The organism is Pseudomonas triclosanedens (genome assembly GCF_026686735.1).
In the GTDB taxonomy this organism is placed as follows: domain Bacteria; phylum Pseudomonadota; class Gammaproteobacteria; order Pseudomonadales; family Pseudomonadaceae; genus Pseudomonas; species Pseudomonas triclosanedens.
Map to the genome: position 1 here is coordinate 2,159,701 of NZ_CP113432.1, position 21,863 is coordinate 2,181,563.

Annotated in this window: 26 protein-coding genes and 1 pseudogene; 9 read left to right on the forward strand and 18 right to left on the reverse strand. The window is 64.6% G+C overall.

Annotated elements, in window-relative coordinates:
- The first annotated feature begins 44 nt into the window (after positions 1–44).
- On the forward strand, positions 45–887 hold the full coding sequence (locus OU419_RS10195) for a CvfB family protein (RefSeq protein ID WP_254472047.1): 843 nt from the start codon (positions 45–47) through the stop codon (positions 885–887).
- On the opposite strand, the gene OU419_RS10200 is transcribed toward OU419_RS10195, so the two are convergent.
- Positions 884–1,297: a DUF5064 family protein gene (locus OU419_RS10200; protein WP_254472048.1), complete on the reverse strand. Its 414-nt coding sequence runs from the start codon at positions 1,295–1,297 to the stop codon at positions 884–886. The two genes, OU419_RS10195 and OU419_RS10200, sit on opposite strands and share 4 nt — an antisense overlap.
- A gap of 203 nt (positions 1,298–1,500) precedes the next feature.
- The gene (locus OU419_RS10205; protein ID WP_254472049.1) at positions 1,501–2,055 is read right to left on the reverse strand and encodes a magnesium transporter; all 555 of its coding nucleotides are present in this window, start codon (positions 2,053–2,055) and stop codon (positions 1,501–1,503) included.
- Between the two features lie 231 nt (positions 2,056–2,286).
- Between OU419_RS10205 and def the strand changes: the two genes are divergently transcribed.
- The gene (def, locus tag OU419_RS10210; RefSeq protein ID WP_254472050.1) at positions 2,287–2,826 is read left to right on the forward strand and encodes a peptide deformylase; all 540 of its coding nucleotides are present in this window, start codon (positions 2,287–2,289) and stop codon (positions 2,824–2,826) included.
- 45 nt (positions 2,827–2,871) lie between these two features.
- On the opposite strand, the gene OU419_RS10215 is transcribed toward def, so the two are convergent.
- From OU419_RS10215 to OU419_RS10225, 3 genes are all read right to left on the reverse strand, one after another.
- Positions 2,872–3,000, reverse strand: a complete 129-nt coding sequence (locus OU419_RS10215) for a hypothetical protein (protein ID WP_268173336.1) — start codon at positions 2,998–3,000, stop codon at positions 2,872–2,874.
- An 81-nt stretch (positions 3,001–3,081) separates the two neighbouring features.
- A complete protein-coding gene (locus OU419_RS10220; protein WP_254472051.1) occupies positions 3,082–3,270 on the reverse strand; it encodes a hypothetical protein in 189 nt (62 codons plus the stop codon).
- Between the two features lie 8 nt (positions 3,271–3,278).
- Entirely contained in the window at positions 3,279–3,725 is a 447-nt protein-coding gene (locus OU419_RS10225) for a hypothetical protein (RefSeq protein ID WP_254472052.1), read from the reverse strand.
- Between the two features lie 202 nt (positions 3,726–3,927).
- On the opposite strand from OU419_RS10225, the gene OU419_RS10230 reads away from it, so the two are divergent.
- Together OU419_RS10230 and OU419_RS10235 are read left to right on the forward strand one after the other, a co-directional pair.
- The gene (locus OU419_RS10230; RefSeq protein WP_254472053.1) at positions 3,928–4,362 is read left to right on the forward strand and encodes a PGDYG domain-containing protein; all 435 of its coding nucleotides are present in this window, start codon (positions 3,928–3,930) and stop codon (positions 4,360–4,362) included.
- A gap of 185 nt (positions 4,363–4,547) precedes the next feature.
- Positions 4,548–5,465 (forward strand): YihY/virulence factor BrkB family protein, encoded by a 918-nt coding sequence (locus OU419_RS10235; RefSeq protein ID WP_254472054.1) that lies wholly within the window; start codon positions 4,548–4,550, stop codon positions 5,463–5,465.
- On the opposite strand, the gene OU419_RS10240 is transcribed toward OU419_RS10235, so the two are convergent.
- From OU419_RS10240 to OU419_RS10255, 5 genes and pseudogenes are all read right to left on the reverse strand, one after another.
- A complete protein-coding gene (locus OU419_RS10240) occupies positions 5,450–5,998 on the reverse strand; it encodes a hypothetical protein (RefSeq protein ID WP_254472055.1) in 549 nt (182 codons plus the stop codon). The genes OU419_RS10235 and OU419_RS10240 overlap by 16 nt on opposite strands.
- Positions 5,999–6,098: 100 nt before the next feature.
- On the reverse strand, positions 6,099–7,214 hold the full coding sequence (locus OU419_RS10245; RefSeq protein ID WP_254472056.1) for a PilT/PilU family type 4a pilus ATPase: 1,116 nt from the start codon (positions 7,212–7,214) through the stop codon (positions 6,099–6,101).
- Positions 7,215–7,374: 160 nt separating this feature from the next.
- Positions 7,375–7,953 (reverse strand): methyl-accepting chemotaxis protein, encoded by a 579-nt coding sequence (locus OU419_RS28995; protein ID WP_408004951.1) that lies wholly within the window; start codon positions 7,951–7,953, stop codon positions 7,375–7,377.
- A 12-nt stretch (positions 7,954–7,965) separates the two neighbouring features.
- Positions 7,966–8,691, reverse strand: a pseudogene (locus OU419_RS29000) (PAS domain-containing protein); the annotation flags it as partial.
- Between the two features lie 119 nt (positions 8,692–8,810).
- Positions 8,811–10,568 (reverse strand): hybrid sensor histidine kinase/response regulator, encoded by a 1,758-nt coding sequence (locus OU419_RS10255; protein ID WP_254472058.1) that lies wholly within the window; start codon positions 10,566–10,568, stop codon positions 8,811–8,813.
- 25 nt (positions 10,569–10,593) lie between these two features.
- Between OU419_RS10255 and OU419_RS10260 the strand changes: the two genes are divergently transcribed.
- Together OU419_RS10260 and OU419_RS10265 are read left to right on the forward strand one after the other, a co-directional pair.
- On the forward strand, positions 10,594–11,250 hold the full coding sequence (locus OU419_RS10260) for a response regulator (protein ID WP_254472059.1): 657 nt from the start codon (positions 10,594–10,596) through the stop codon (positions 11,248–11,250).
- A gap of 212 nt (positions 11,251–11,462) precedes the next feature.
- Complete coding sequence (locus OU419_RS10265) at positions 11,463–12,095, forward strand: LysE family translocator (RefSeq protein ID WP_254472060.1); 633 nt, start codon at positions 11,463–11,465, stop codon at positions 12,093–12,095.
- Positions 12,096–12,238: 143 nt separating this feature from the next.
- On the opposite strand, the gene OU419_RS10270 is transcribed toward OU419_RS10265, so the two are convergent.
- Positions 12,239–12,520, reverse strand: a complete 282-nt coding sequence (locus OU419_RS10270) for a peptidylprolyl isomerase (RefSeq protein ID WP_152222096.1) — start codon at positions 12,518–12,520, stop codon at positions 12,239–12,241.
- Positions 12,521–12,619: 99 nt separating this feature from the next.
- Positions 12,620–13,210 (reverse strand): NAD(P)H-dependent oxidoreductase, encoded by a 591-nt coding sequence (locus OU419_RS10275; RefSeq protein WP_254472061.1) that lies wholly within the window; start codon positions 13,208–13,210, stop codon positions 12,620–12,622.
- A gap of 179 nt (positions 13,211–13,389) precedes the next feature.
- Between OU419_RS10275 and OU419_RS10280 the strand changes: the two genes are divergently transcribed.
- Positions 13,390–13,686: a putative quinol monooxygenase gene (locus OU419_RS10280; protein WP_254472062.1), complete on the forward strand. Its 297-nt coding sequence runs from the start codon at positions 13,390–13,392 to the stop codon at positions 13,684–13,686.
- A gap of 337 nt (positions 13,687–14,023) precedes the next feature.
- Positions 14,024–14,872: a CAP domain-containing protein gene (locus tag OU419_RS10285; protein WP_254472063.1), complete on the forward strand. Its 849-nt coding sequence runs from the start codon at positions 14,024–14,026 to the stop codon at positions 14,870–14,872.
- 3 nt (positions 14,873–14,875) lie between these two features.
- On the opposite strand, the gene OU419_RS10290 is transcribed toward OU419_RS10285, so the two are convergent.
- The 3 genes from OU419_RS10290 to OU419_RS10300 form a co-directional block, all read right to left on the reverse strand.
- Positions 14,876–15,415, reverse strand: a complete 540-nt coding sequence (locus OU419_RS10290) for a hypothetical protein (protein WP_254472064.1) — start codon at positions 15,413–15,415, stop codon at positions 14,876–14,878.
- A 188-nt stretch (positions 15,416–15,603) separates the two neighbouring features.
- Positions 15,604–16,440 (reverse strand): bifunctional allantoicase/(S)-ureidoglycine aminohydrolase, encoded by an 837-nt coding sequence (locus OU419_RS10295; protein WP_254472065.1) that lies wholly within the window; start codon positions 16,438–16,440, stop codon positions 15,604–15,606.
- Between the two features lie 183 nt (positions 16,441–16,623).
- Positions 16,624–17,508, reverse strand: a complete 885-nt coding sequence (locus OU419_RS10300) for a LysR family transcriptional regulator (protein WP_254472066.1) — start codon at positions 17,506–17,508, stop codon at positions 16,624–16,626.
- Positions 17,509–17,703: 195 nt separating this feature from the next.
- Between OU419_RS10300 and OU419_RS10305 the strand changes: the two genes are divergently transcribed.
- Complete coding sequence (locus tag OU419_RS10305; protein WP_254472067.1) at positions 17,704–18,027, forward strand: hypothetical protein; 324 nt, start codon at positions 17,704–17,706, stop codon at positions 18,025–18,027.
- Positions 18,028–18,334: 307 nt separating this feature from the next.
- On the opposite strand, the gene OU419_RS10310 is transcribed toward OU419_RS10305, so the two are convergent.
- From OU419_RS10310 to OU419_RS10320, 3 genes are all read right to left on the reverse strand, one after another.
- A complete protein-coding gene (locus OU419_RS10310) occupies positions 18,335–19,822 on the reverse strand; it encodes an APC family permease (protein WP_254472068.1) in 1,488 nt (495 codons plus the stop codon).
- Between the two features lie 363 nt (positions 19,823–20,185).
- The gene (locus tag OU419_RS10315) at positions 20,186–20,929 is read right to left on the reverse strand and encodes a cache domain-containing protein (protein WP_254472069.1); all 744 of its coding nucleotides are present in this window, start codon (positions 20,927–20,929) and stop codon (positions 20,186–20,188) included.
- Positions 20,930–21,040: 111 nt separating this feature from the next.
- On the reverse strand, positions 21,041–21,790 hold the full coding sequence (locus OU419_RS10320; protein WP_254472070.1) for a FadR/GntR family transcriptional regulator: 750 nt from the start codon (positions 21,788–21,790) through the stop codon (positions 21,041–21,043).
- Between the last annotated feature and the right edge of the window lie 73 nt (positions 21,791–21,863).

Here is a 21,863-nt window from a genome sequence, read left to right on the forward strand (position 1 = left end):
TCCATTGCGCGTAGAATGCGCGCCCCGTTATCGAGGTAAGCGTCATGGCAGTCATAGGTCGGTTCAACTCATTGCAGGTGGTCAAGCACACCGATTTCGGTCTCTACCTGGACGGTGGCGACCGTGGCGAAATCCTGCTGCCCAAGCGCTATGTACCCAAGAACGAACCGACCGAAGCGGGCGACTGGCTGAACGTGTTCCTCTACCTCGACAGCGAAGACCGCGTCATCGCCACCACCCTCAAGCCCAAGGTGCAGGTCGGCGGCTTCGCCAGTCTCAAGGTGGTGGAGGTCAACCGCGTCGGTCTGTTCCTCGACTGGGGCCTGCCCAAGGACCTGCTGCTGCCGCACTCCGAGGAGAAGCGCCCGCTGCAGGTCGGCGATTACTGCGTGGTATACGTCTACCTCGACGACCGCACCCGCCGCATCACCGCCACTGCGCGCCTGGACCGCTATCTGGACAACACGCCGGCCAACTACCGCGTTGGCCAGGCCGTCGACCTGCTGGTGGTCGAGCGCACCGACCTCGGCTACAAGGCGATCATCGACGGCAAGCACTGGGGCCTGATTCACAAGAACGAAATCTTCAAGTTCCTGCGCAATGGCATGCGCGAGCAGGGCTACATCAAGGAACTGCGTGCCGACGGCAAGATCAGCCTGAGCCTGCAACCGGTAGGCGCTGGTGCCGGGGATGCGCTTGGCGAACGGGTACTCGCCGCACTGCGCGAGGCTGGCGGCATGCTGGCGCTCAGCGACAAAAGCCCGCCGGAACTGATCAGCCGCCAGTTCGGCGTCAGCAAGGGCAACTTCAAGAAAGCCATCGGCGGCCTGTTCAAGCAGGGACTGATCGTCATCCATGACGACCGCATCGAGCTGACCGACCGCTAACCGCGCTGGCGCACGATCGACTCGGCCACTGCACAGCGTGGCTGGGCCGGCGCCAGCGAGCTCATGCGCTGCAGGTCCACCGGCTTGCCCGGCTCGGCGCCGAGTTTGCGGCGCAGGTCGTCGAAGACGCGGTCATGCTCCTTGCGAAAGCGCAGCACCGGTCCCTGGCAAACGCGCAGACCGTGCCGGCGCAGCACGCGAGTGGCGCTGCTGGCGAAGTTGAACGCGATATCGCCGGGCAGGTCGAAGCCATCCTGGAACGGCTGACCGTCGATTTCGCCGTCGAGTTCGAATTTCACCAGCGCATCGCGGCTGGCCGGGTTTTCCACCTGGTAGCTGAGGCGGATGACGTATTGCTGCCGGTCGAGGCCCTGGCTGGAATGAATGGTGACCTGGGCTGGCGTGGTCATTGCTATCTCCTGGCGAGCGATGGCGGCGGCGCGGTGAAGAGACCGTAGCCTGTTTCGGTTCCGCTCGCTTGCCCCTAGTCTCGAATCCTGCGCCGAGCTTCCGGCTGACCTGCATCAACGGCCACCCCGATAGCTTTCGCGGGCGCACAGGCTGCCTGCGCGCGGTACCGGAGCACCGCGCCAGACGCTTGCCGCCGGCCGCATCACATCATGTGGCGGAAGCGGTTCCAGGCCTGCTCGACGGACAACAGCCAACCCGGCGTAGCCGCGCCGAATCCGGCAATCTCCAGGCGCGGATGGTGGCGCACCACCATGTCCAGTACCGGCTCCTGCTCGGGCTTCACATCGACGAAGAACACATGGCGCCCGGCGTGCAGGCTGGGCTCGAAGCGGCGGACATCACCGCTGGGGCGTTGCAGGCCGACGAAGCTGCCCTCCCAGAGGCTGAAGCACAGCAGTACCGCTGCGAGGAACAGCATCGGAATCCAGCCAGCCGCCGTCTGCGTCCAGCCGCTCAGATAACCGACCAGCAGCACCAGCACGGCCAGCGAGGCGCCGAACAGTAGCCCGAGCTTGCCCCAGTGCACCACGTCCTTCTTCAGTAGGGATGGCACTTCATGCAGCCGATGCTCATCCAGTTCGGCGTCCTGGTCGCTCAGCACGTGCATCTGCTCCATGCCGATGCCGCTTTCATGAAGCTCGTTCTCGACTCGTTCCAGCTCATCCAGGTTGTCGCTGATGTAGTAATGTCTGTTCATGACCAACCTCCCGCCCCCTGGAATCCCCCCAAGACGCTTTCGGCAGGAATTGCCGAAATTGATCTATGAATCGCTGCCGTTCGAGGCAGATCGCTAGCATCCAGTCTAGCATCTGGGCGCGGAGCGAATGGCCGGGGCGACGGCCTGCCCGACGCCCGCATATGCCGGCGGCGCTTGCGTCGCGCAAGGCACTGGACGAGGATGCGGCTCTTCCACTGGCAGGAGAGCGCCATGATCCGCGAGATTCTCAAGATGGGCGATGAGCGCCTGCTGCGCGTAGCGCCGCCGGTGCCTGCGTCGATGTTCGGCAGCGCCGAGCTGCGCGGGCTGATCGACGACATGTTCGAAACCATGCGCCATGTCGGCGGTGTCGGCCTGGCCGCGCCGCAGATCGGCGTCGACCTGCAACTGGTGATCTTCGGCTTCGAGCGCAGTGAGCGCTACCCGGACGCTCCGGCGGTGCCGCCGACGATCCTGCTCAATCCGCTGATCACACCGCTGGACGATGAGCTGGAAGAGGGCTGGGAGGGCTGTCTGTCAGTGCCCGGTTTACGCGGTGCGGTGAATCGCCATCGGCGTATTCGTTATCAGGGCGTCGATCCGCAGGGGCTGCCGATCGACCGCAGCGTCGAAGGCTTTCATGCGCGCGTGGTGCAGCATGAGTGCGATCACCTGATTGGCCGGCTGTACCCGTCGCGAATCACCGATTTCAGCAAGTTCGGCTTCACCGAGGTGCTGTTCCCGGGGCTTGATCCGCAGGCGGACGATTGACCTGTGAGTGAGCGGACAGCCTCGCCCGAGGCCGTCCGCTAGCGTTCAGGACGGTTGCTGCGGTGTGCCCAGCAGTGACTTGCCGGCTTTCTTCTGCCGCTTGGCCATGCGCTTTTCGTGCGCAGTCTTCAGTGGCTTCTTCTTGGTTTGCTTCTTCGCGTCGAGACCTTTCATCAGGCTGTCCTCCGACGGACGCCCTCGAGCCGAGGGCGGACAGTTTCAGCATAGTCTCGGTATGCCAGGCCGCGTGGCCGTTCAGCCGCCAGCGAGGCGTTCCAGCTCGCGCCGAACCATCGCCGCATAGTGCGAGGAGCTCAGCCGGTACAGCTCGGTGGCCACCCAGGGCAGCCAGCGGGCACCCATCGCTTCACGCTCGGCCAGCAGGCGCCGGGCCTCGGCCACGGCGCGTTCGGCGTGCTGCTGGTGGTAGTCGGCGCGGCTCATGGGCGGTATCAGGTCCTGGTGCAGTCCAGTGATTGCGGGTCTACGGTGACGCTGGCCAGCGGTTTGCCGTCGCTGCCGGTGTATTCGTGAGTGACGCTCAGATGGTGCTGGCGGAAGCGCTCCAGCAGGTCGGGCTGCTGGCAGGTGGAGCTTTCCAACTGGCTCTTCAGGCCGCTCTCGAACTTGGCGCGGGCGCCCAGATCCATCTGGTCCAGCCGCAGGGTGGAAATCGCGTAGCGGTAATACAGCATCTTCTTCGCCGGGTCGAGCTGCACACTGTTGAGCGTGGTGACCTTGTCCACCTGGCGCGGCAGGTTGGCGCGGGTGACCTGGTCGAAGAAGTCCACTGACTCCTTGAGGAACCTGGCCTCGTCGGCGGCGTCGTCGGCGTGAGCGGCAAGGGTGCATAGCAGCAGGAAGGGCAGGGCGATTCTGGCGAACGTGCGGGGTGGCATGCGATTGTCCTGTACGGCGGAAAGGGAGCGCGACAGCGCCAGGGAGTTTATAGGCCATGCCGCGCGGTTGCGCCCGGATGCGGTGTGGCCAGCGCTCGCACAACGGTGTTTTTCCGGCTAGTCTTGCGCACCGCGCCAAGTGGGCGTTGGCCCGTCTTTCTACCGTTACTCGTCTTCTGGAGGCAGGCTCGCTGCCGTTGCCATGATCGAATTGAGACAACTCGACCTCTCCACCGATTGCGCCGCGCAGCGCGTGATCAAGGACGAAATCGTCACCGTCGAATTCGCCCAGGCGCCGGGTGAGCTGATGAGTCTCGAAGGGCCGAACCGCTACGCACCGGGTGACGCGATCATCAGCGGCTCGACGGGCGAGCGCTGGGTCGTTTCCCGCGAGCGCTTCGATCCGAAGTACTTGCCCGCCGAGGCATCGCTTGCCCACGGTGAACCCGGCGCCTACCGCAATCGCCCCACGGTCGTGCTCGCCAGGCGCATGGACGAACCATTCAGCATCGTGCGTTCGGCCGGCGGCGACCGCCTCACCGGCGTGGCCGGCGACTGGGTCATGCAGTACGCGCCTGGCGATTACGGCGTGGTGAAGGCCGAGCGTTTCGCCAAGGTCTATCGCCCCGCCGACTGACGCCTCGCCGCAGCCGGAGCTCCGTGCCATGCCCTTGCGCCTGGCACGGTCGGCGGTCGAGCGGTTATGGTCTGTACTGGAGTACGGCCTGGCGCCGCACGCATTCGACACAACGCTGCCCGCCGGGCGCGGGTTCAATCAGCGGCAAGCCGCCACCGGGGCGGCCTTCACGAAGGATTTCCGGGATGCGATTCATGGACATGCGAGGGCTCAGCATAGGGCCCTGGAAGCTGATCAGGCTGACGGTGAAGGATTTCGTCGACGACGAGATGCCTACCTACGCCGCCGCGCTGGCATACCAGGGGCTGTTCTCGCTGTTCCCGTTCCTGCTCTTCCTCATCGCGCTGCTGGGCTTCCTGCATCTGCCGGAGTTCTTCGACTGGCTGCGCGGCCAGGCCGACTATGTACTCCCGGCGCAGGCGCTGGAGCAGGTCAACCCGGTTATCGACCAGTTGCAGCAGCGCCAGGGTGGCCTGCTGTCGATCGGTATCATCGTCGCACTATGGTCGTCGTCGGCGGCGGTGCGCTCGCTGATGACCGCGCTGAACGCCGCCTACGACGTGCGCGAGGCGCGCCCGGCGTGGAAGCGCATTCCGCTGTCGGTGCTCTACACCTTCGGCATCGTCGGCATGCTGCTGCTGATCGCCTCGCTGATGGTGCTCGGGCCGCAGGTGATGGGCTGGATCGCGGGGCAGGTGGGGCTGGAGGATTATGTGGTGATCCTCTGGAGCGTCCTGCGCTGGCCGGTGATCGTGCTGCTGATGATGATGGCGGTGGCGGTCATTTATTACGCGGCGCCCAACGTCACGCAGAAATTCCGTTTCATCACGCCCGGCTCGATGCTGGCGGTGGTGTTGTGGATCGCCGCCTCGCTGGGGTTCGGCTACTACGTGAAGAACTTCGCCGACTACAACGCCATGTACGGCAGCGTCGGCGCCATCATCGTGCTGCTGCTGTACTTCTACATTTCATCGGCAGTGCTGTTGCTGGGGGCGGAGCTGAACGCGGTGATCGAACATCACCTGCCTCACGGCAAGAACCCTGGCGAGCGGACCTTCGACGACGCACAGGCACCGCCGGACGAGCATCACGGCAGCGGCTGAGTGGCCACGGCGGGCTGCTCGGCGAGCAGGCCGTTGACCAGCGCCAGGGCCTTCTCGAAGGAAGGATAGCCGCTCCTGGCCACGTCCAGCCTGGCGTAGGCGTCGTGGTACTGGCGTGCTTTCTCCGGGTCGGTCCTGGGTACCAGATACGGCTCCGACCAGATCTTGTAGAGCAGCGCCACGGCGTAGGGCTGGCCCTCGTCGGCGGCGCGTTGCAGCAGCTCCAGCACTTCGTCCACCTGCGGGCCTTCCTTGATCTTCAACAGCGCCTTGTAGAAGCTCGCCTCGCCGCGTACGTCGCTGGCCTGGGCGCGATCCAGCAGGGCTTCGGCCAACTCGTAGTTGCCCAGGTCGCCCGAGGCGATCAGCAGTTTCGCCTGCAGCATGTCGTTCTGGTAGAGCAGGCGTTCGTCGCGGCAACGCTCGCCGCTCATGGGCTCGTCACAAGGCGCCGTGGCGGAGCCTGCGCAGCCGGCTATCAACAGGGGCAGCGCCAGAATGGCCGCAAAGGAATGCAGGTGATGCTTGCCCATTCATGTCCCTCGGCGTAGGTGCCGTCGTCTGGTCGATTGGCAGAAGCATAGCCTGTCGCACCTTCGGCGAGATTCGAAGCCGGAGGCCGCAGAAGGCGGCCTACGCGCCGAACAGCGAGCCGCCGCCGTCGTCGTCCATGCCGCGTTCCAGCTTGACCTTCAGCGCCAGGTCGGTGCGCGAGTCGGCGAACTTGAGGGCATCGGCCAGCGTGATGCGGCCTTCTTCGAGCAGCCGGTAGAGGCTCTGGTCGAAGCTCTGCATGCCGCTTTCCAGCGCGCGTTCAACCGCGCCCTTGAGCTCCGGCAACTCGTCGCGCTGAATCAGCCCGCGAATGTGCGGCGTGCCGAGCACCAGTTCTACGGCCACCACCCGGCGCTGGCGGACGCCCGGAACCAGGCGCTGGCCGACCAGCGCCAGGAGGTTCTGCGAGAGGTCGGCCAGTACTTGGGCCCGCGCCTCGTCGGGGAAGAAGCGGGCGATGCGTTCGATTGCGTGGCGGCAACTGGTGCCGTGCAGGGTGGCGACGCACAGATGGCCGGTTTCGGCGTAGTGCAGCGCGTGCTGCATGGTCGCCGCGTCGCGGATCTCGCCCAGCATGATGACGTCTGGCGCCTCGCGCAGCACGTTGCGCAGGGCGTCTTCGAAACTACGGGTATCCAGGCCGACCTCGCGCTGGTCGATGATCGACTTGTGGTGTGCGTGGAGGAACTCGATGGGGTCCTCGATACAGACGATGTGCCCCGAACGGTGGCGGTTGCGGAAGTCGAGCATGCTCGCCAGGGTCGTGGACTTGCCCGACCCCGCCGCACCGATCACCAGGATCAGGCCGCGATCCTGCATCGCCAGCTTGTCGAGGATCGGCGGCAGGCCGAGGGCCGTGACGTCGGGAATCACCTGCTTGATCAGCCGCACCACCATCGCCACCTCGCCGCGCTGGTAGTAGATATTGGCGCGGAAACGGCCGACGTCGGGCACGCTGACCGCCAGGTTCATCTCCAGGTCGCGCTCGAATTCTCCGGCTTGTTCGGGCGTCATCAGTTGCCAGGCCAGCGTCTTCACCTCGCCGTTGCCCAGCACGCGCTCGCCCACCGGACGGCTGTGGCCTTCGACCTTGAGATGCGGCGGCGCGCCGACGCTGAAGAACATGTCGGAACCGGCCTGTTGCGGCAGGTGGCTCAAGTAGGTGAGCACGTCGGGCAGTGGAGTATCGCTCATGGGGAACATCCTGTGGTCCGCGGTGAGTCCCTGGCAGAGGGCGCATCTGCATTCAGCCTAGCGGGTTGCCGGCGCGCAGGAGGTGAGCGTAGGGGAGGTGCGTTCGGCCAGCGTTGACGTATCGCATGCGGGGCGCCCGGAGGCGCCCCGTCGACGTGGCTCAGTTCGACAGTTGGTTGGCGAACTGGCCGACCGCGTTGACCACGCGCTGGGCGCCGTCCTGGATCTCGACGATCACGCTGCCGGCCTGGCCGGAGAGTTCCAGCCCCAGTTCGGCCTGCTGCTTGCCGCGGTCGATCATTGCCACTGCCTGCTCGGCGAGTTGCTGGTTCTGCTCCACCACCCGGGTGATTTCCTCGGTGGCCGCGCTGGTGCGCGAGGCGAGCTGGCGCACCTCGTCGGCGACCACCGCGAAGCCGCGCCCCTGGTCGCCCGCGCGTGCAGCCTCGATGGCTGCGTTCAGCGCCAGCAGGTTGGTCTGGTCGGCGATGCTGCGGATGCTCTGCACGATCGAGCCGATGATCTGCGACTGCTTGTCCAGCGCCTCGATGCCTTGCGCGGCGTCCTGCATGCGGGTAGCCAGCTCGCGCATTACCTCGACTGTCTGCTGGACCACTGCGGCGCCTTTGCGGGCGCTGTCGTCGGTGTTGCGCGAGGTATCGAAGGCGATCGTCGCCGCCTCCGCCACGGCGGTCTCGCGGTTTACCTGGTCGGTGATCACAGTGGCGAACTTCACCACTTTGTAGAGGCGGTCGTGAGCATCGATGATCGGGTTGTATGAAGCCTCCAGCCAGACCGTGCGGCCGTAGCTGTCGACGCGCTTGAAGCGGTCGGCGATGAATTCGCCGCAGCGCAGCTTTTCCCAGAAGGCCTGGTATTGCGCCGAGCTGGCTTCGGCGGGCTCGCAGAATATGCGGTGATGCTTGCCCTGTATCTGCGCCAGGCTGTAGCCCATCGCGTCGAGGAAGCGCTCATTGGCGGTGAGTATCTCGCCCTGGAGGTTGAACTCGATGACCGCGGTGGAGCGTTGCAGCGCTTGAATCAGGTTCTCGTGCTCGCGGGAGTTCTCGATGGTGCGGGTCAGGTCGCTGGCGTAGATGGAGAAGCGTTGGATCACCCCGTTGCTGTCGCGGATCGGTTGCAGGATCGAGCGCAGCCAGGCTTCCTCGCCATCGCCGCGGAGCAGACGAATGACTCCGGCCAGGTGCTCGCCACGCTCCAGCGCATGCTTGACCCGCAGGTGGAAATCCAGGCCGCGGACATGGTCTGGGATCAGTTCCAGCAGCGCGCGGCCCTGCAATTGAGCGGCGCGGTAGCGCATCTCCTTCTCGAAGTTGGCGTTGACCTGCTCGATGCGGCCACGTGGGTCGAGGTACAGGGCGAGCATCTCCTCGTCGAGGCTCGCTCGGATCTGTTCGACGGAAGAGAGCTCTTCGCGCAGGCTGGCCACTTCCTGCTTCAGGCGCGTATTGAACATTGGGAGTACTCGGGGAATGAGGGGCGGTGTTCTCTACCTCATTCATCGGCACCAAGCGGCGCGACTTTAGCTCCAGATCGATAGTGAGAGGCCCGTGCCAGAAGGCTTGGCGCCAGTTTTCAGGCGCTTTCCGAGCGCCGTTGGCTGGCATTGATCGCCTCGCGCAGCAGCTCGGTGTCCAGTGGCTTGTACAGCAGGTGGGCACCGCTGGCGGCCGCCTCTCGGATGCGCTCGGGGGAGGTGTCGCCGGTTATGATCAGCGCCGGTACCTGGCGCGACAGGTAGCTGCGGATGCGGCGGATAGCGTCGGCACCGGTCTGCCCGGAGCCGAGGCGATAGTCGCTGAGGATCAGGTCGATCGGCGCGGAGCCGCTGTGGCTGGCCTCGATGTGCCGCTGGCAGGCAAGCAGCGCGCTGGCGCCCGGATAGACACGGTGGCCCCAGACCTCCAGCAGATTGGTCAGGGCATCGAGCACGTCCTGCTCGTCTTCCACCACCATGATGCCCAGGCCGCTGCAAAGCTCGTCGGGTGCCCGGCCTTGACGGGGCGCCTGGGAGGGCGCCTGTGCCAGCGGTACCCGCACGGCGAACAGCGAGCCGCGCCCTGGCTGGGACTCCAGGCGCAGGCCGTGGCCGAGCAGGCGGGCAGTGTGGCGGACGATGGCCAGGCCCAGCCCGAGCCCCCGCTTGCGGTCGCGCTCGGCGTTGTGCAACTGGACGAACTCGTCGAACACGATCTCCTGCTGGCTCGGATGGATGCCAATGCCTGTATCCAGCACCTGGATTTCCACGCTGCGGCCCCGGCGACGGCAGCCCAGCAACACGCCGCCGCTGTGGGTGTAGCGGAAGGCGTTGGACAAAAGGTTGTCCAGCAGACGCTTGAGCAGCACTGGGTCGCTGTCCACCCAAAGCCGGCTGCTGCATACCCGCCAGCTCAGGTTGCGTTCGGCGGCGGTGCCGGCGAGCTCCAGTTGCAGGTCGGCGAACAGGCGTTGCAGCGCGATGGGTTCGCGCGCCAGCGGCACTACGCCTGCGTCCAGGCGCGAGATGTCCAGCAGGCCGTTGAGCAGATCGCCCAGATTGCCGAGCATCGCGCGCAGGCGCGTGGCGATGTCCCGTGCCTGGGTGGCGTTCACCGGGCCGCGCTCGGCCAGGGAGGCCAGGGCGCCAACGAACAGGCCGAGCGCATGGATCGGCTGGCGCAGGTCGTGGCTTGCCGCGGCGAGGAAGCGTGTCTTGGCGCGGTCGGCGGCCTGGGCGCGGTCGCGCTGCTCCTTGAGATCCTGCACCAGCTCTGAGTTCTCCTGGCGCAGGCGGATGGTTTCGCAGAGATTCCGGTAGCTCACCCGACTGTAGTAGAGATTCGCCGCCGCCAGGCACAGGATGAAGAAGCTGTAGGTGGTGAATTCCTCGCCGCTACGGGTCAGGCACAGGACCAGCAGTGGCAGCAGCATGGCGGCGAGCGAACCGATATATGCTGGTGGAGAAGCCGATAGCGACGGCACCGCGCCGCATACAAGGCCGGTGAGCACGATGCAGGTGAAGGCGAGCAGTTGCGAGTCGCCATGCGCGAAACCGATCCAGCCGAGCCAGCCCCATAGCAGGCTGCTGGCCCAGGACAGCACTGTGGCGCTCCACAGCCAACCTTTGCCGGGCGTGCCCGCCGGGGCTTGCCGGAAGTACGCCCGCGCCAGGACAATCCGCCCCAGCGTGAGCACGTAGATCACTGCCAGCCACACCAGCATCTCCGTCGGCGACAGAACGCCCCGGAAGATGTACAGCACCGGCAGGGGTATCACCAGGTTGGCGAACAGGACTGCATAGGACTGGCGAAACAACAGGTCGACCAGCTCGCGCTGCTGGAGTCTGCTAAGCATTACCGATAGCCTCGGGAGAGGAACGATGGAAAGAAAGGGCGTACGAGTACTGATCGCCGACGATCACGGTATCGTGCGTGATGGGCTGCGTCTGCTGCTGTCCACCCAGGAACAGGTGGAAGTGGTCGGCGAGGCTGGCGACGGCATTCGTCTGCAGGCGTTGCTGACGCAGTGCCCGGCTGACCTGTTGCTGCTGGATCTGAACATGCCGGGGCTCAACCGCCTGCAGTTCATCCACGAACTGCGCCAGCGCCATCCCCGCCTGAAAATCCTGGTGCTCACCGCCAACACCGAATTGGCGACGGTGCGCTCGGTACTCGATGCGGGCGTGCATGGCTACCTGAGCAAGGGGGAGGATACCGGCGAATTGCTCGAGGCGCTGGAAGCCCTGCGCAATGGGCACACCTACCTCGCGCGCAGCCTGCGCTTCGTACTCGACGGCCCGCACGTACGCCCGAGCGGCGAGGCGGACCTGCTGGCGGCTGTAGAGCTGACCCGGCGCGAGCGGCAGATTCTTACTCTCGCAGCCCAGGGCCGCAGCGCGCGGGAGATCGCCGAACACTTCAGCATCAGCCCGCTTACCGTGCGTAAACACAGGGAGAACCTGATGCGCAAGCTCGACCTGCACAGCACCGCCGAACTGGCGGCCTATGCCGTGCGCCTGGGCGTGCCCAGCGCCTGAACCGGGCCGAGGCTTTGCGTGCATGGGGGAAGGCATGTCGCCGACTCCTTCGAACCTGTCGTATCGAAGCCTAGCTTCGTCGCGGAGCTGAAAAAATACGGCAACTGCCGTATGTGCGCGGGTGGCGTGCGTCCCTAACCTTCCCTCTACCGGCCCGCGGCCCCTTGCGAGGCGCGTCGGACGACACCCTCGATCAAGGGAAGGATCACATCATGACGATGTCTGCCCATTGGGCCACTTTCGCCTTGGCGACGCTGGCCTTTGCCTGCATGCCCGGCCCCGCCATCCTCTACATGACCTCGCAGACCCTGGCCCACGGCCGTCGAGCGGGGTTGCAGGCCGCGCTGGGCATCCACCTGGGCTGCTTTGTGCATATCCTGGCTGCCAGTGCCGGGCTGGCCGCATTGCTGCATCACGCGCCAAACCTGTATCTCGCACTGAAACTGGCGGGGGCAGCTTACTTGATCTGGCTGGGCGGCTCGATGATCTTCGGTCGCCGGCGGCTGGGCGACGGTCCCGGCCAGTCCGTCGAAGCGCGGCCCAAGGTATTGCGCGACAGCATCATCGTCGAAGTGCTCAACCCCAAGACCGCGCTGTTCTTCCTGACCTTCCTGCCGCAGTTCGTCGATGCCGGCGCCGGCCTGCCGGTGGGCCTGCAGTTCTTCATCCTCGGCATGATCGTCAACCTGGTGTTCTCCGCCGCCGACGTGCTCGCGGTGCTGTTCGCCTCGCTGCTGCTCGACATGCTGGGCGAGGGGCGCGGCCAGCGTCTGATGCCGCGTCTGTGCGGCTCGATTCTGGTGGGGCTGGGTGTGTTGCTGGTGGCGCGTGGCGGACCGGTGTAGGCGTGCCTTGACGAGCATCCTGCGTGGGCGGCAATACAGGACGAAGCGGAGGGGGCTGCTGGAATGTTGCCGGATGCACGTCGCAGCCTACGTGCAATGCTGAAGCGAGCCCGGCCCGTGAAAGGCCGGGACGCTCGGGGCGATCAGTCTTCGCGGCTGGTCACTTCCACCAGGTGGTAGCCGAACTGGGTCTTTACCGGACCCTGCACGACGTTCAGCGGGGCGCTGAATACGACCTGGTCGAACTCGCGGACCATCTGGCCCGGGCGGAAGCTGCCAAGGTCGCCGCCACTGCGGCCGGACGGGCAGGTGGAGTTGTCGCGAGCCACCTGGGCGAAATCGGCGCCACCTTCGATGGCGGCTTTGAGTTCATTGCACTTGGCTTCGCTGGAAACCAGGATGTGGCGGGCGGATGCACGGGCCATTGGAAAACTCCTGAACAGGCAGTAGGGAAGGGCGAAGCCTAGCTGATTCGCGTGACGAACCCAATGCCGGGCGCCATCGATCCCGTCCCGCACCCGCTATTACGCCTGGGCGCCGAACACCTCGGCCAGGTGCTGCTTGTAGCGCTCCACGTCGTTCTCGATGCTCGGGCGCTTCATCACGTCCACGCAGAGGAAGGTCGGCAGCGGGCTCATGCCCAGGAACTGATTGGCCTTGTGGAAGGGGAAGTACACCGCGTCCACGCCCTTGCCTTCGAAGAAGTCGCTCGGGTCGTCGAAGGCTTGCTGCGGCGCGTTCCAGGTGGCCGAGATCATGTATTGCTTGCCGTGCAGCAGGCCGCCGCTGCCGTACTTCTGCGAGGCATCGGAGCGGGTGCGGCCGTCATTGGCGTAGAGGCTGCCGTGGCCTGCGGTGAACACCTCGTCAATGTACTGCTTCACGGTCCAGGGCGCGCCCATCCACCAGCCGGGCATCTGGTACACGATGACATCGGCCCAGAGCATCTTCTGCACTTCTTCCTGGATGTCGTAGCCGCCATCGATGAAGGTTTCCTTCACGTCATGGCCGGCATGGTCGAGGAAGGCGATGGCAGCCTCGTGCAGAGTCGCGTTGTACTGGCCGTTGGAGTGGGCGAACTGCTTGCCGCCGTTGATCAGCAGGATCTTTTTCATGAGGGGCTCCAGAAAGGAATCTCGTCGGGTGAGAAGTTTCGATGGCGGCAGGATATCGAGCGGGCGGGAGTAGAAAAACCTGCTTCCGGACAAATGATCCGTGCGTAAGATTCAATAATGGGAATGATTGATTTGCGTCAGGATAGGGCAATCTTTCCACCCTCCCAGGAGCTCCTGTCATGTACGCCTTTATCCTCCAGGCGCATACCCGCCCGGAAAAAGCCGCTGATTTCGAAAGACTCTTCCGCGCATACTTGGCTCCCAGCCGCACGGAGGATGGCTGCGTCCAGTACCACATGCTGCGCGACGTCACCGACCCTACGCTATTTACCTTCTTCGAGGTCTGGCAGAGCCGCGAGCACCTTGCCGTGCACAGCGCGCTGCCGCACATGCGCGAGTTCCACCAGCGGCGCATGGACTATCTGCGCCGCGACTTCGATATCCGGCAGGTCGAGGTCATGCAGCCAGCGGCCTGAGCCCCGGGCCCTGACCCGGTTGCGCCCCGCTTGCATGGCCGTGAGCGGGTTTCGGCACCAGGCAGCCTTCGGGCGATGTTCGGAAAGTCGTCGGTTTGGTGGATTTTTCGAAATGCCCGGAGGCGTTCAATCGCAGTTCCGGCAAGCCTTTGCGTATGTCAGGGAGGCTCTGTAAATGCCGGCGAGTGAGGGCTTCGAGGATTTCAGGACGTTTCCGGGCTGCCAGCAGGACCAGTATTCACGCTTGCCGCCAGTGAGCCGGTTTGCTCGTGCTCGCGGCAGCCAAACGCTGAAGAATCGCGCATCATGTAGGTCATTTCGCCAAGGGGAACCCCGCATGGGTGCAACGACCTTCATCACACGCAGCCTGCTGTTGTCGCTGGGCCTGCTGTCCGCCACCTTCGCCGTCGCCGCTGACCAGGAGCAACTGGTCGAAGCCATCAACGCCTATCGTGGGGACGTGCAGTCCTGTGGCGGCGGTGCCTCGCAAGCGCTGCCTCCGCTGGCCGTGGAGCAGCGCCTGGCCATACCGGCCAGTATCGTCGACTGGAAATCCGCACTGACCCGGACGGGGTACCCCATGAGCAGCGTGCGCATGCTCAGCCTCACCGGTCCGCGTGATGCGGGGGCCGCGATGAAGGCGCTGCAGGAAAGTTTCTGCCAGGTGCTGCTCGACCCGCAATTCGTCGACGTGGGGGTCAACCGCGAGGGCGACGACTGGCGCATCCTCCTTGGCCGTCCGCTGCTGCAAGGCAAGCTCGGCACCTGGGAGGCCGAGGGCCAGCAACTGCTGCAGGCCATCAATGCCGCGCGCGGCCAGGCGCGCCAGTGTGGCGGGCAGAACTTCGGCAACGCCCCCGCGCTGAACTGGAACGCCACCCTCGGCAGCGTCGCCGAGGCGCATAGCCGCGACATGGCCAACAACAACTATTTTGACCACAAGGATCGCGACGGCCGCACCCCAGGCGATCGCGCCGAACTGGGTGGGTACAGTTTCCGGCAGATCGGCGAGAACATCGCGGCCGGCCAGGGCAATGCACGCAAGGTGGTGGATAGCTGGCTGGCCAGCCCCGGCCACTGCGCCAACCTGATGAACCCTCAGTTCAGCGAACTGGGCGCCGCCTATGCCGCCGATCCGAAGAGCGACGCGGGCATCTACTGGACCGCCCTGTTCGGCTCGCCCTGATACTCAGCGCAGGCTGCCGGCGCCATCGTTGCCGGTGGCCTCCTGCTGGCGCCTGGCGAGGCTTTGCGTCTTCGCCTCCAGGATGGCCGCCTCGACCGCCCGCAGCGTGCCAGTGCCCGCCGGAAACTCGAACACACCGCTCTCGGTCAGCGTGTGTACGCGCTCACCGTTATTCAGGGTGAAGTCCAGGAATGCCAGATGCTCCGACCAGGAGCGATAGCGCCTCACCATGAACAGGCTGTGCCGCGAGCGAACCGCTCTGATCGAGGTCAGGGGAATGCGGCGAAAGCCGCTTTCGTTGCACAGGACCAGTTCGCCCTTGTCGATGAAGGCGGGCTCGCACTTGGCGACCCGCAGCCATTCCACGGCGAAGCGCCCCACCATCACCAGCAGGATGAGCGGTACGGGAGAGAAGAGGGTGATGGCGCCGGCGGCCAGCTTGATCAGCGCGAAGACCACCAATGCCAGCAGGATGAGCAGCGTGAAGGCTCGGTAGAAATGCACATTGTCGAACTCTGCCCGGGACAGCAAACGAACATCCATACGACCTCTCCTCGTCTGTAACTGCGAACGCCGCTCAGCCGAGGTTTGTAGCAGACTGAAGCGCAACCCCTGTGCGAGGCAGGTCACAGCTACGGCCTCAAGGGCCGCAAAAGAAAAAACCGGCGCCTGGGCGCCGGTTTTCATGCGTGCTGCAGGAGCTCTGTCGAACTCCCGGCAGAACCCGCCGCTTAGTGCGGCTGGTTCAGGGTCAGGCGCATATGACGGTTCACATCCTTGTACAGCAGGTAGCGGAAGCGACCCGGACCGCCCGAGTAGCAAGCCTGCGGGCAGAAGGCGCGCAGCCACATGAAGTCACCGGCTTCCACCTCGACCCAGTCCTGGTTCAGGCGATACACCGCCTTGCCTTCCAGCACATACAGGCCGTGTTCCATCACGTGGGTTTCGGCGAACGGAATCACGCCGCCCGGCTCGAAATTCACGATGTTCACGTGCATGTCGTGGCGCATGTCGCTCATGTCCACGAAGCGGGTGGTGCTCCAGCGGCCTTCGGTATCCGGCATCACCTTCGGCTCGATGTCCTGCTCGTTGGTGACGAAGGCTTCGGGCAGCGGTACGCCGTCGACCTTCTGGTAGTGCTTGCGGATCCAGTGGAAACGCGCGTGCTGGCCGCTGGTGTTGCGAATCTTCCAGTCGGCACCCGGAGGAATGAACGCGTAGCCGCCCGGCTGCATGTTGTGCACCTGGCCTTGCAGGGTCAGGCTCACTTCGCCTTCGACGATGAACAGCACCGCTTCGGCGTTGATGTCCTGCTCCGGCTTGTCGCTGCCGCCGTTGGGCGCCAGCTCGACGATGTACTGCGAGAAGGTCTCGGCGAAGCCCGACAACGGGCGGGCGATGACCCACATGCGCATGTTGTCCCAGAAGGGCAGGTGGCTGGTGACGATGTCACGCATCACACCCTTGGGGATCACGGCATAGGCTTCGGTGAACATGGCGCGGTCGGTGAGCAGCTCGGTCTGTGCCGGGTGCCCGCCGTGCGGCGCGTAATAAGTGGATTTGGCCATTGGGGCGTTTCCTCATCGTTATCTTGCTGCCCGGCGTATGGCGCCGGACCGAGCAATTCGTGCAGAGCGGCGCGCCGTGGGCACTTGCCGTCGCTGGGAGCCACGATATCCAGCGGCAGGTTCATGCACAAATTAAATGTTGGAATCCACCGTATTCATATTTCGAATGCGTGGCTGCGCCTCTCAGGCACGCGTGTCCTGGGCCAGAACCTTCGAAAGTACGCGGGCCAGCTCCTTCACCATAGGGTCCGCCGCCGGACGGTGCAGCAGCGCCACCTCGAACACATCCACCGAAGGCAATCCGGTGTTCTTCGGCAGTACCGCGTGCTCTGCCGTTACCGCCCGCTGCGGCAGCAGGCCGATGCCCATGCCATCGGCGATGGCCGACTGGATACCCGAGAGGCTCGAACTGGTGAAACTGATGTGCCAGCGCCGGCCGATGGTTTCCAGCGCTGCGATCATCTCGTCGCGGTAAACCCCGCGCGGCGGGAAGGTCACGATGGGCAGCGGATCCAGTTCGAGGCAGGGGTTCTTCGCACTGTCCACCCAGCGCGTCTTCTCCGGCCAGCAGGCCACCGCCTCGCGGGCGTTCTGCCGCTGCTTGAGCAGCACCAGGTCCAGCTCGCCGCGGTCGTAGCTGGCGGAAAGGTCGCGGCTCATGCCGCTGGTGACCTCCAGCTTCACTTGCGGATAGCGCCGGTTGAACGCCGCCAATTGCGCCGTGGTGCGCCCGCTGGCGAAGTCGTCCGGTACCCCGATGCGCACCGTCAACGCCACAGTGGCGCCGGAAAGCGCCTCCACCATCTCATCGTTCAGTGCCAGCAGGCGCCGTGCATAGCCCAGCAGCGTCTCCCCGGCATCGGTGGGCAACACATCGCGGTTGCCGCGCTCCAGCAGCCGATGCCCGGCCATATCCTCCAGTCGGCGGATCTTCTGGCTCACCGTCGACTGCGTGGAATGCAGCCGCGCCGCCGCGGTGGTGAAGCTGCCGCAATCGGCCACTGTGACGATGGCCCGCAACAGGTCGAGGTCGAAGAGGCGTGTATTTGGTTTTTCACTATCGCTCATGGCGGAATCGGGATTCTGAATGGTGATAGCGGTTGTAGCAGCTCGACCCCGAGCGGGCAATCGGCGCGTGGAGGATGCCAAGGGACCTTGCAGGAGGGCGGAGCGGAGGCTTGCCCGCCAGGACCGGCGTTGCGCCGACTCTCCCGCCGCCATCTAGACTCCACCTGCCGACCAACCACCACGGAGCGCGCCACCATGAATCATCTACCGAAGACCCTGCCGGTGCTGGCGGCGATTGCCATGCTGTCTGGCTGCATGAGCGACCAGGAATTCCTCGCCTCCAACCAGCAGGCCGCTATCAACGCCACCGAGTCGCGGGCCAAGTTCGAGCTGAACTGCGAGGCGGTGACCAGCAGCGTGCTGTCGAGCAAAGTCACCAGCGTGCGGCGGGCCATGCAGCGCACCGAATACACCATCGGCGTGCGTGGCTGTAACAGGCAGGCGACCTACATCACTTATTGCCTGAACCCCACTGACTGTAACGCCATCGCCAATACCGCCCGCACCAGTACGCCATGAGGTTGTTCGAGTTGGGGGGCGCCATCCTGGGTTTTGCCAATGTCTCGCAGGGTGGATGGGGCGCAGCGAAACCCATGCCGGTTGGGCACGGGTGTCGATTCAGCCGGGCATGGGAATGACTGCTTTCACGTGGCGAGAAGGAATCCGGGCCAGCCGCGTCCTTTTGTCCGTTACACGCATCATCAGCGGCTTACCGGGCGGCCGGACCGTTTCATCATCCCTTCCAGGATCACAGACGAGCCAGTAGTAACGGTGCAAAAACGAAAACGCCCGGCATCTGCCGGGCGTCTTCATTTCAAGCTGCCACTCAGCGGCGATGGAGCTTCCAGGCGTCGCCCGCCGGCGCGTTGCCCTTGTCGTAGGGGCGGAAGAGGGTCATGTAGAGCAGCCCCACGACGATGACGATGGTGCCCACCAGGATAATCCCGTAATTGATGTACCACGGAGCATCCGGGGTACGAGGCCAGGACATGTTGACGATCGCCAGCACGCCGTAGATTTGTGCAGCGATGTTCACCGGCCAACCCCACTTGCCGAGGGTGAAGGAGCCGCTGGGCTTCCAGCCGCGCAGCCGGGCGAACAGTGCGGCACCGACGATCATCTGGAAGGCGAGGTAGATGCCGATGGCGGCGAAGCTGACCACGGTGCCGATGGCGTTCTGCATATAGAGGCCGAGGCAGACGATGGCGCTCGGAATCACGCCGCAAGTCACCAACGCGGCGGTTGGTACGTGGGTGTTGGGCGACAGGCGTTGCAGCAGGCGGCTGCCCATCACCATCTCGTCGCGGGCATAGGAGTACAGCAGGCGGCTGGCGGCGGCTTGCAGACTGAGCACGCAGGAAACAAAGGAGACCAGGATCACCAGCATCACCAGGCGAGCGCCAGTCGGGCCGAAGGCGCTGCCGAGGATAGTGCTCATCGGATCCTTGTCGGTACCGGAAATCACCGCCTGCATGTCCGGCACGGCGAGGATCAGCGCCAGCGCGGCAAACATCGATGCGCCACCGCCGATCCAGATGGTCATGCGCATGGCCTTGGGAATGCGCTTGCTCGGGTTTGGAGTTTCCTCCGCGACGTCACCGCAGGCCTCGAAGCCGTAGTACAGGAACATGCCGGCCAGGGAGGCGGTGAGGAACGCCGGCCAGTAGGCGCCATCGATGCGGATATCGAAGGTATTGAACAGCACTGAAAGCGGTTGGTGGCGTTCGAAGATCAGCAGGTAGCCACCGATCACGATGGCGCCGATCAACTCGCAGAGGAAGCCGAACATCGCAACCCTTGCCAGCAGCTTGGTGCCGCTGAGGTTGAGTAGGGTGGCAATCAGGGTCAGTGACAGGCCTATCACGGTATTGGTCACCGGGTTTGCCTCGAACCCGAGCAGCGTAGCTACGTACGGGCCGGCGCCCAGGGCCACCGCGGCAATGGTCACGCACAGCGAGACCGAGCAGATCCAGCCGACCATCCACGCCCAGCGCTTGCCTACCAGGCGTCGTGCCCATGGATAGACACCACCGGAAATCGGGAACTGCGAGACCACTTCGCAGAAAATCAGACACACCAGCATCTGTCCCAGGCCGACCAGCAGGTAAGACCAGAACATCGGTGGGCCACCAGCGGCCAGGCACAGACCAAAGATGCTGTACACGCCTACGACCGGCGAAAGATAGGTGAAGCCCAGGGCGAAGTTCTGCCACAGACTCATGCTGCGCTCGAAGTTGGAGGTGTAGCCCAGCGCGCGGAGCTGTTCCGCGTCGCGGTCGACCGGGAGGAGGCCGGGTTGGATCGGACTGTTCATCTTTATTGTTCCTGTTTGGCTATGCACGTGGCATCGAACAGATGGATCTGGACTTGGCGGGCCGCTGCGCACGGGGTATGGCGATAGCGGTGGAGACCGTGGCGGCCAGTTCAGGGGTAACAGCTTTGGCCGCCGGAAGAGAGCAAGCACAGCTCATGCCATATTAAATATGATTTAAAATGTTTAAGGCGTAGCCGGGGAGCTGCCATTGCCTCTGCAGGGACGAGCGCGAGCTAGAGCGGTTGCATTGGCGGCAGCAGTTGCTGGTCAAGCGCACCGGCAAGTGACGCGGTGCTTCGAGAGGCGACCAAAACTGGGGCAGGGTAACGCCCGGCTGCTCCCATAGGGAGCAGCCGGGCGCATTCAGGCTGCGCGGCGGCGTTTGTCCGGCAACTGCACCAGGGTCCAGTGGGCGGATTGCTCGGCCAGCGGAGCATGCTGGCAGCGGGCGTCGGCGGCGAAGCCGGCGCTGGCCATTTCGCCGGCGATGAAGTTGGCAGTATTGGCCGCCACCACGCGGCCTTCGCCGCTAAGGATCAGCGCCTCGTGCTGCAGGTGCATGAGTTTGGCGGTGACTACCCGTTCGAAGCGATTGAGGGCGATATCGGCGGCAGCCATGCCGATGAAATGGCCATCCACCAGGATCGGGCTGGAAAAGGTCAGGATGTACATGTCCTGGCCGTAGAGGTCGACATAGGGGCCGACCACGCTGCTGCGCCCGCTGTCTCGCGGGGTGGCGAACCAGGGCATGTCTCGGTAGTCGTAGAAATTCTCGCAGCGCCGGTTGAAGTTCAGGCTCAGCGGCACGGCTCTTCCGCCGCTGCCGAGCTGGCGCCACTCCAGGTACATCTCGCGGTCCTGCAGCACGCCCGGTTGCAGGACCACGCCGCATCCCTGCAGGCAAGAGTCGCGCTGGGTCAGGCAGGTTTCGATGAGCGGTCTCAGGCTTGCCAGATCCGCCGACGAGACCGGCTTGCCGTCGGTCTTGCGCCAGGTGCGATCAATGGCCTCGGCAAGGGTCCCGATCTGGGCAAAAATGTTACTGATTGAAACATCGATGCGCTGGGCGCACTCGTTCAGTTCGTCGATGCATTGTGCGCTTGCCATGGTTTGGACTCTCTTATTCTACGGGCTGGTACTGCGGGGCAGCGCCTCTGTTAGATAAAAATTCTAAAGCAGAGGTTTGTTGTCCAAAAAAGCGGGCAAGTGCTGTGCCAACTAGGCCTTTTCTTCTGCAAGGAGTTCCAGCTTCATGTCGATCAGTCGCTTGATGCCGCGGCTCACTTGGGCCTCGACCATAGCTCCGGCCAGGTTCGGATCGCCGGCGACTATGGCTTCACGGATCGCCATGTGTTCCTGCTGAATGCTTTCCACGCTGGGTGCGCCGGGCACCGGCAGCCAGAGTAGTTCGCCGATCTCGGCCTGCAGACGAATTTCCGCGCGGGTCAGTCGGACCGACTGCGAGGCCACGGCGATCTCGATGTGGAAGCGCGCGTCGGCGCGGCGGCGCTCGTGGCGGCTACTGGCCTTGCCCAGGGCTTCGATATATTGCGCCAGGTGCTGGTGGTGTTCGCGCGAAGCGCGCTTGGCGGCCAGTCGAGCGGCGGTGCCGGAAATGGCGATGTGCTCGTCGCAGAGGTCGCGCAGGTCGATGGTGCTCAGCTCGTCGAGGCGACTGAGGACGATCTCCGAGGGAATTTCTTCGATGGTACGGATGAAGCTGCCGCCGTTGCGTCCGCGGCGGGTCTCGATGACGCCGCGCTGGCGCAGGTAGGCCAGGGCTTCGCGCAGAGTCACAGTGGCGACGCCGAACTGCATGGCCAGTTCTGTCTCGCTGGGTAGCTGCTGGCCTTCGGCGAACAGGCCGAGGTCGATAGCGTCCATCAGCCGACGCACGACTTCTTCGGTACGCCCCTCCTGACGGAGGCGAATGAACGGGCCGGGTGCGGTGGGTGAGGATCCATTCATGTTGCGGTGGGGCCTCGGCGTGGGGCTGGCGCCGGTGGCCGAACTCCTTTTAGGGGCCGTAGGTTGGGGGCTG

What these genes read in the sequence shown, in the direction of transcription:
- OU419_RS10195 (WP_254472047.1), top strand. Translation starts at nt 45, where the DNA reads ATGGCAGTCATAGGTCGGTTCAACTCATTGCAGGTGGTCAAGCACACC.
- OU419_RS10200 (WP_254472048.1), bottom strand. Translation starts at nt 1,297, where the DNA reads ATGACCACGCCAGCCCAGGTCACCATTCATTCCAGCCAGGGCCTCGAC.
- OU419_RS10205 (WP_254472049.1), bottom strand. Translation starts at nt 2,055, where the DNA reads ATGAACAGACATTACTACATCAGCGACAACCTGGATGAGCTGGAACGA.
- def (WP_254472050.1), top strand. Translation starts at nt 2,287, where the DNA reads ATGATCCGCGAGATTCTCAAGATGGGCGATGAGCGCCTGCTGCGCGTA.
- OU419_RS10215 (WP_268173336.1), bottom strand. Translation starts at nt 3,000, where the DNA reads ATGAAAGGTCTCGACGCGAAGAAGCAAACCAAGAAGAAGCCACTGAAG.
- OU419_RS10220 (WP_254472051.1), bottom strand. Translation starts at nt 3,270, where the DNA reads ATGAGCCGCGCCGACTACCACCAGCAGCACGCCGAACGCGCCGTGGCC.
- OU419_RS10225 (WP_254472052.1), bottom strand. Translation starts at nt 3,725, where the DNA reads ATGCCACCCCGCACGTTCGCCAGAATCGCCCTGCCCTTCCTGCTGCTA.
- OU419_RS10230 (WP_254472053.1), top strand. Translation starts at nt 3,928, where the DNA reads ATGATCGAATTGAGACAACTCGACCTCTCCACCGATTGCGCCGCGCAG.
- OU419_RS10235 (WP_254472054.1), top strand. Translation starts at nt 4,548, where the DNA reads ATGCGATTCATGGACATGCGAGGGCTCAGCATAGGGCCCTGGAAGCTG.
- OU419_RS10240 (WP_254472055.1), bottom strand. Translation starts at nt 5,998, where the DNA reads ATGGGCAAGCATCACCTGCATTCCTTTGCGGCCATTCTGGCGCTGCCC.
- OU419_RS10245 (WP_254472056.1), bottom strand. Translation starts at nt 7,214, where the DNA reads ATGAGCGATACTCCACTGCCCGACGTGCTCACCTACTTGAGCCACCTG.
- OU419_RS10255 (WP_254472058.1), bottom strand. Translation starts at nt 10,568, where the DNA reads ATGCTTAGCAGACTCCAGCAGCGCGAGCTGGTCGACCTGTTGTTTCGC.
- OU419_RS10260 (WP_254472059.1), top strand. Translation starts at nt 10,594, where the DNA reads ATGGAAAGAAAGGGCGTACGAGTACTGATCGCCGACGATCACGGTATC.
- OU419_RS10265 (WP_254472060.1), top strand. Translation starts at nt 11,463, where the DNA reads ATGACGATGTCTGCCCATTGGGCCACTTTCGCCTTGGCGACGCTGGCC.
- OU419_RS10270 (WP_152222096.1), bottom strand. Translation starts at nt 12,520, where the DNA reads ATGGCCCGTGCATCCGCCCGCCACATCCTGGTTTCCAGCGAAGCCAAG.
- OU419_RS10275 (WP_254472061.1), bottom strand. Translation starts at nt 13,210, where the DNA reads ATGAAAAAGATCCTGCTGATCAACGGCGGCAAGCAGTTCGCCCACTCC.
- OU419_RS10280 (WP_254472062.1), top strand. Translation starts at nt 13,390, where the DNA reads ATGTACGCCTTTATCCTCCAGGCGCATACCCGCCCGGAAAAAGCCGCT.
- OU419_RS10285 (WP_254472063.1), top strand. Translation starts at nt 14,024, where the DNA reads ATGGGTGCAACGACCTTCATCACACGCAGCCTGCTGTTGTCGCTGGGC.
- OU419_RS10290 (WP_254472064.1), bottom strand. Translation starts at nt 15,415, where the DNA reads ATGGATGTTCGTTTGCTGTCCCGGGCAGAGTTCGACAATGTGCATTTC.
- OU419_RS10295 (WP_254472065.1), bottom strand. Translation starts at nt 16,440, where the DNA reads ATGGCCAAATCCACTTATTACGCGCCGCACGGCGGGCACCCGGCACAG.
- OU419_RS10300 (WP_254472066.1), bottom strand. Translation starts at nt 17,508, where the DNA reads ATGAGCGATAGTGAAAAACCAAATACACGCCTCTTCGACCTCGACCTG.
- OU419_RS10305 (WP_254472067.1), top strand. Translation starts at nt 17,704, where the DNA reads ATGAATCATCTACCGAAGACCCTGCCGGTGCTGGCGGCGATTGCCATG.
- OU419_RS10310 (WP_254472068.1), bottom strand. Translation starts at nt 19,822, where the DNA reads ATGAACAGTCCGATCCAACCCGGCCTCCTCCCGGTCGACCGCGACGCG.
- OU419_RS10315 (WP_254472069.1), bottom strand. Translation starts at nt 20,929, where the DNA reads ATGGCAAGCGCACAATGCATCGACGAACTGAACGAGTGCGCCCAGCGC.
- OU419_RS10320 (WP_254472070.1), bottom strand. Translation starts at nt 21,790, where the DNA reads ATGAATGGATCCTCACCCACCGCACCCGGCCCGTTCATTCGCCTCCGT.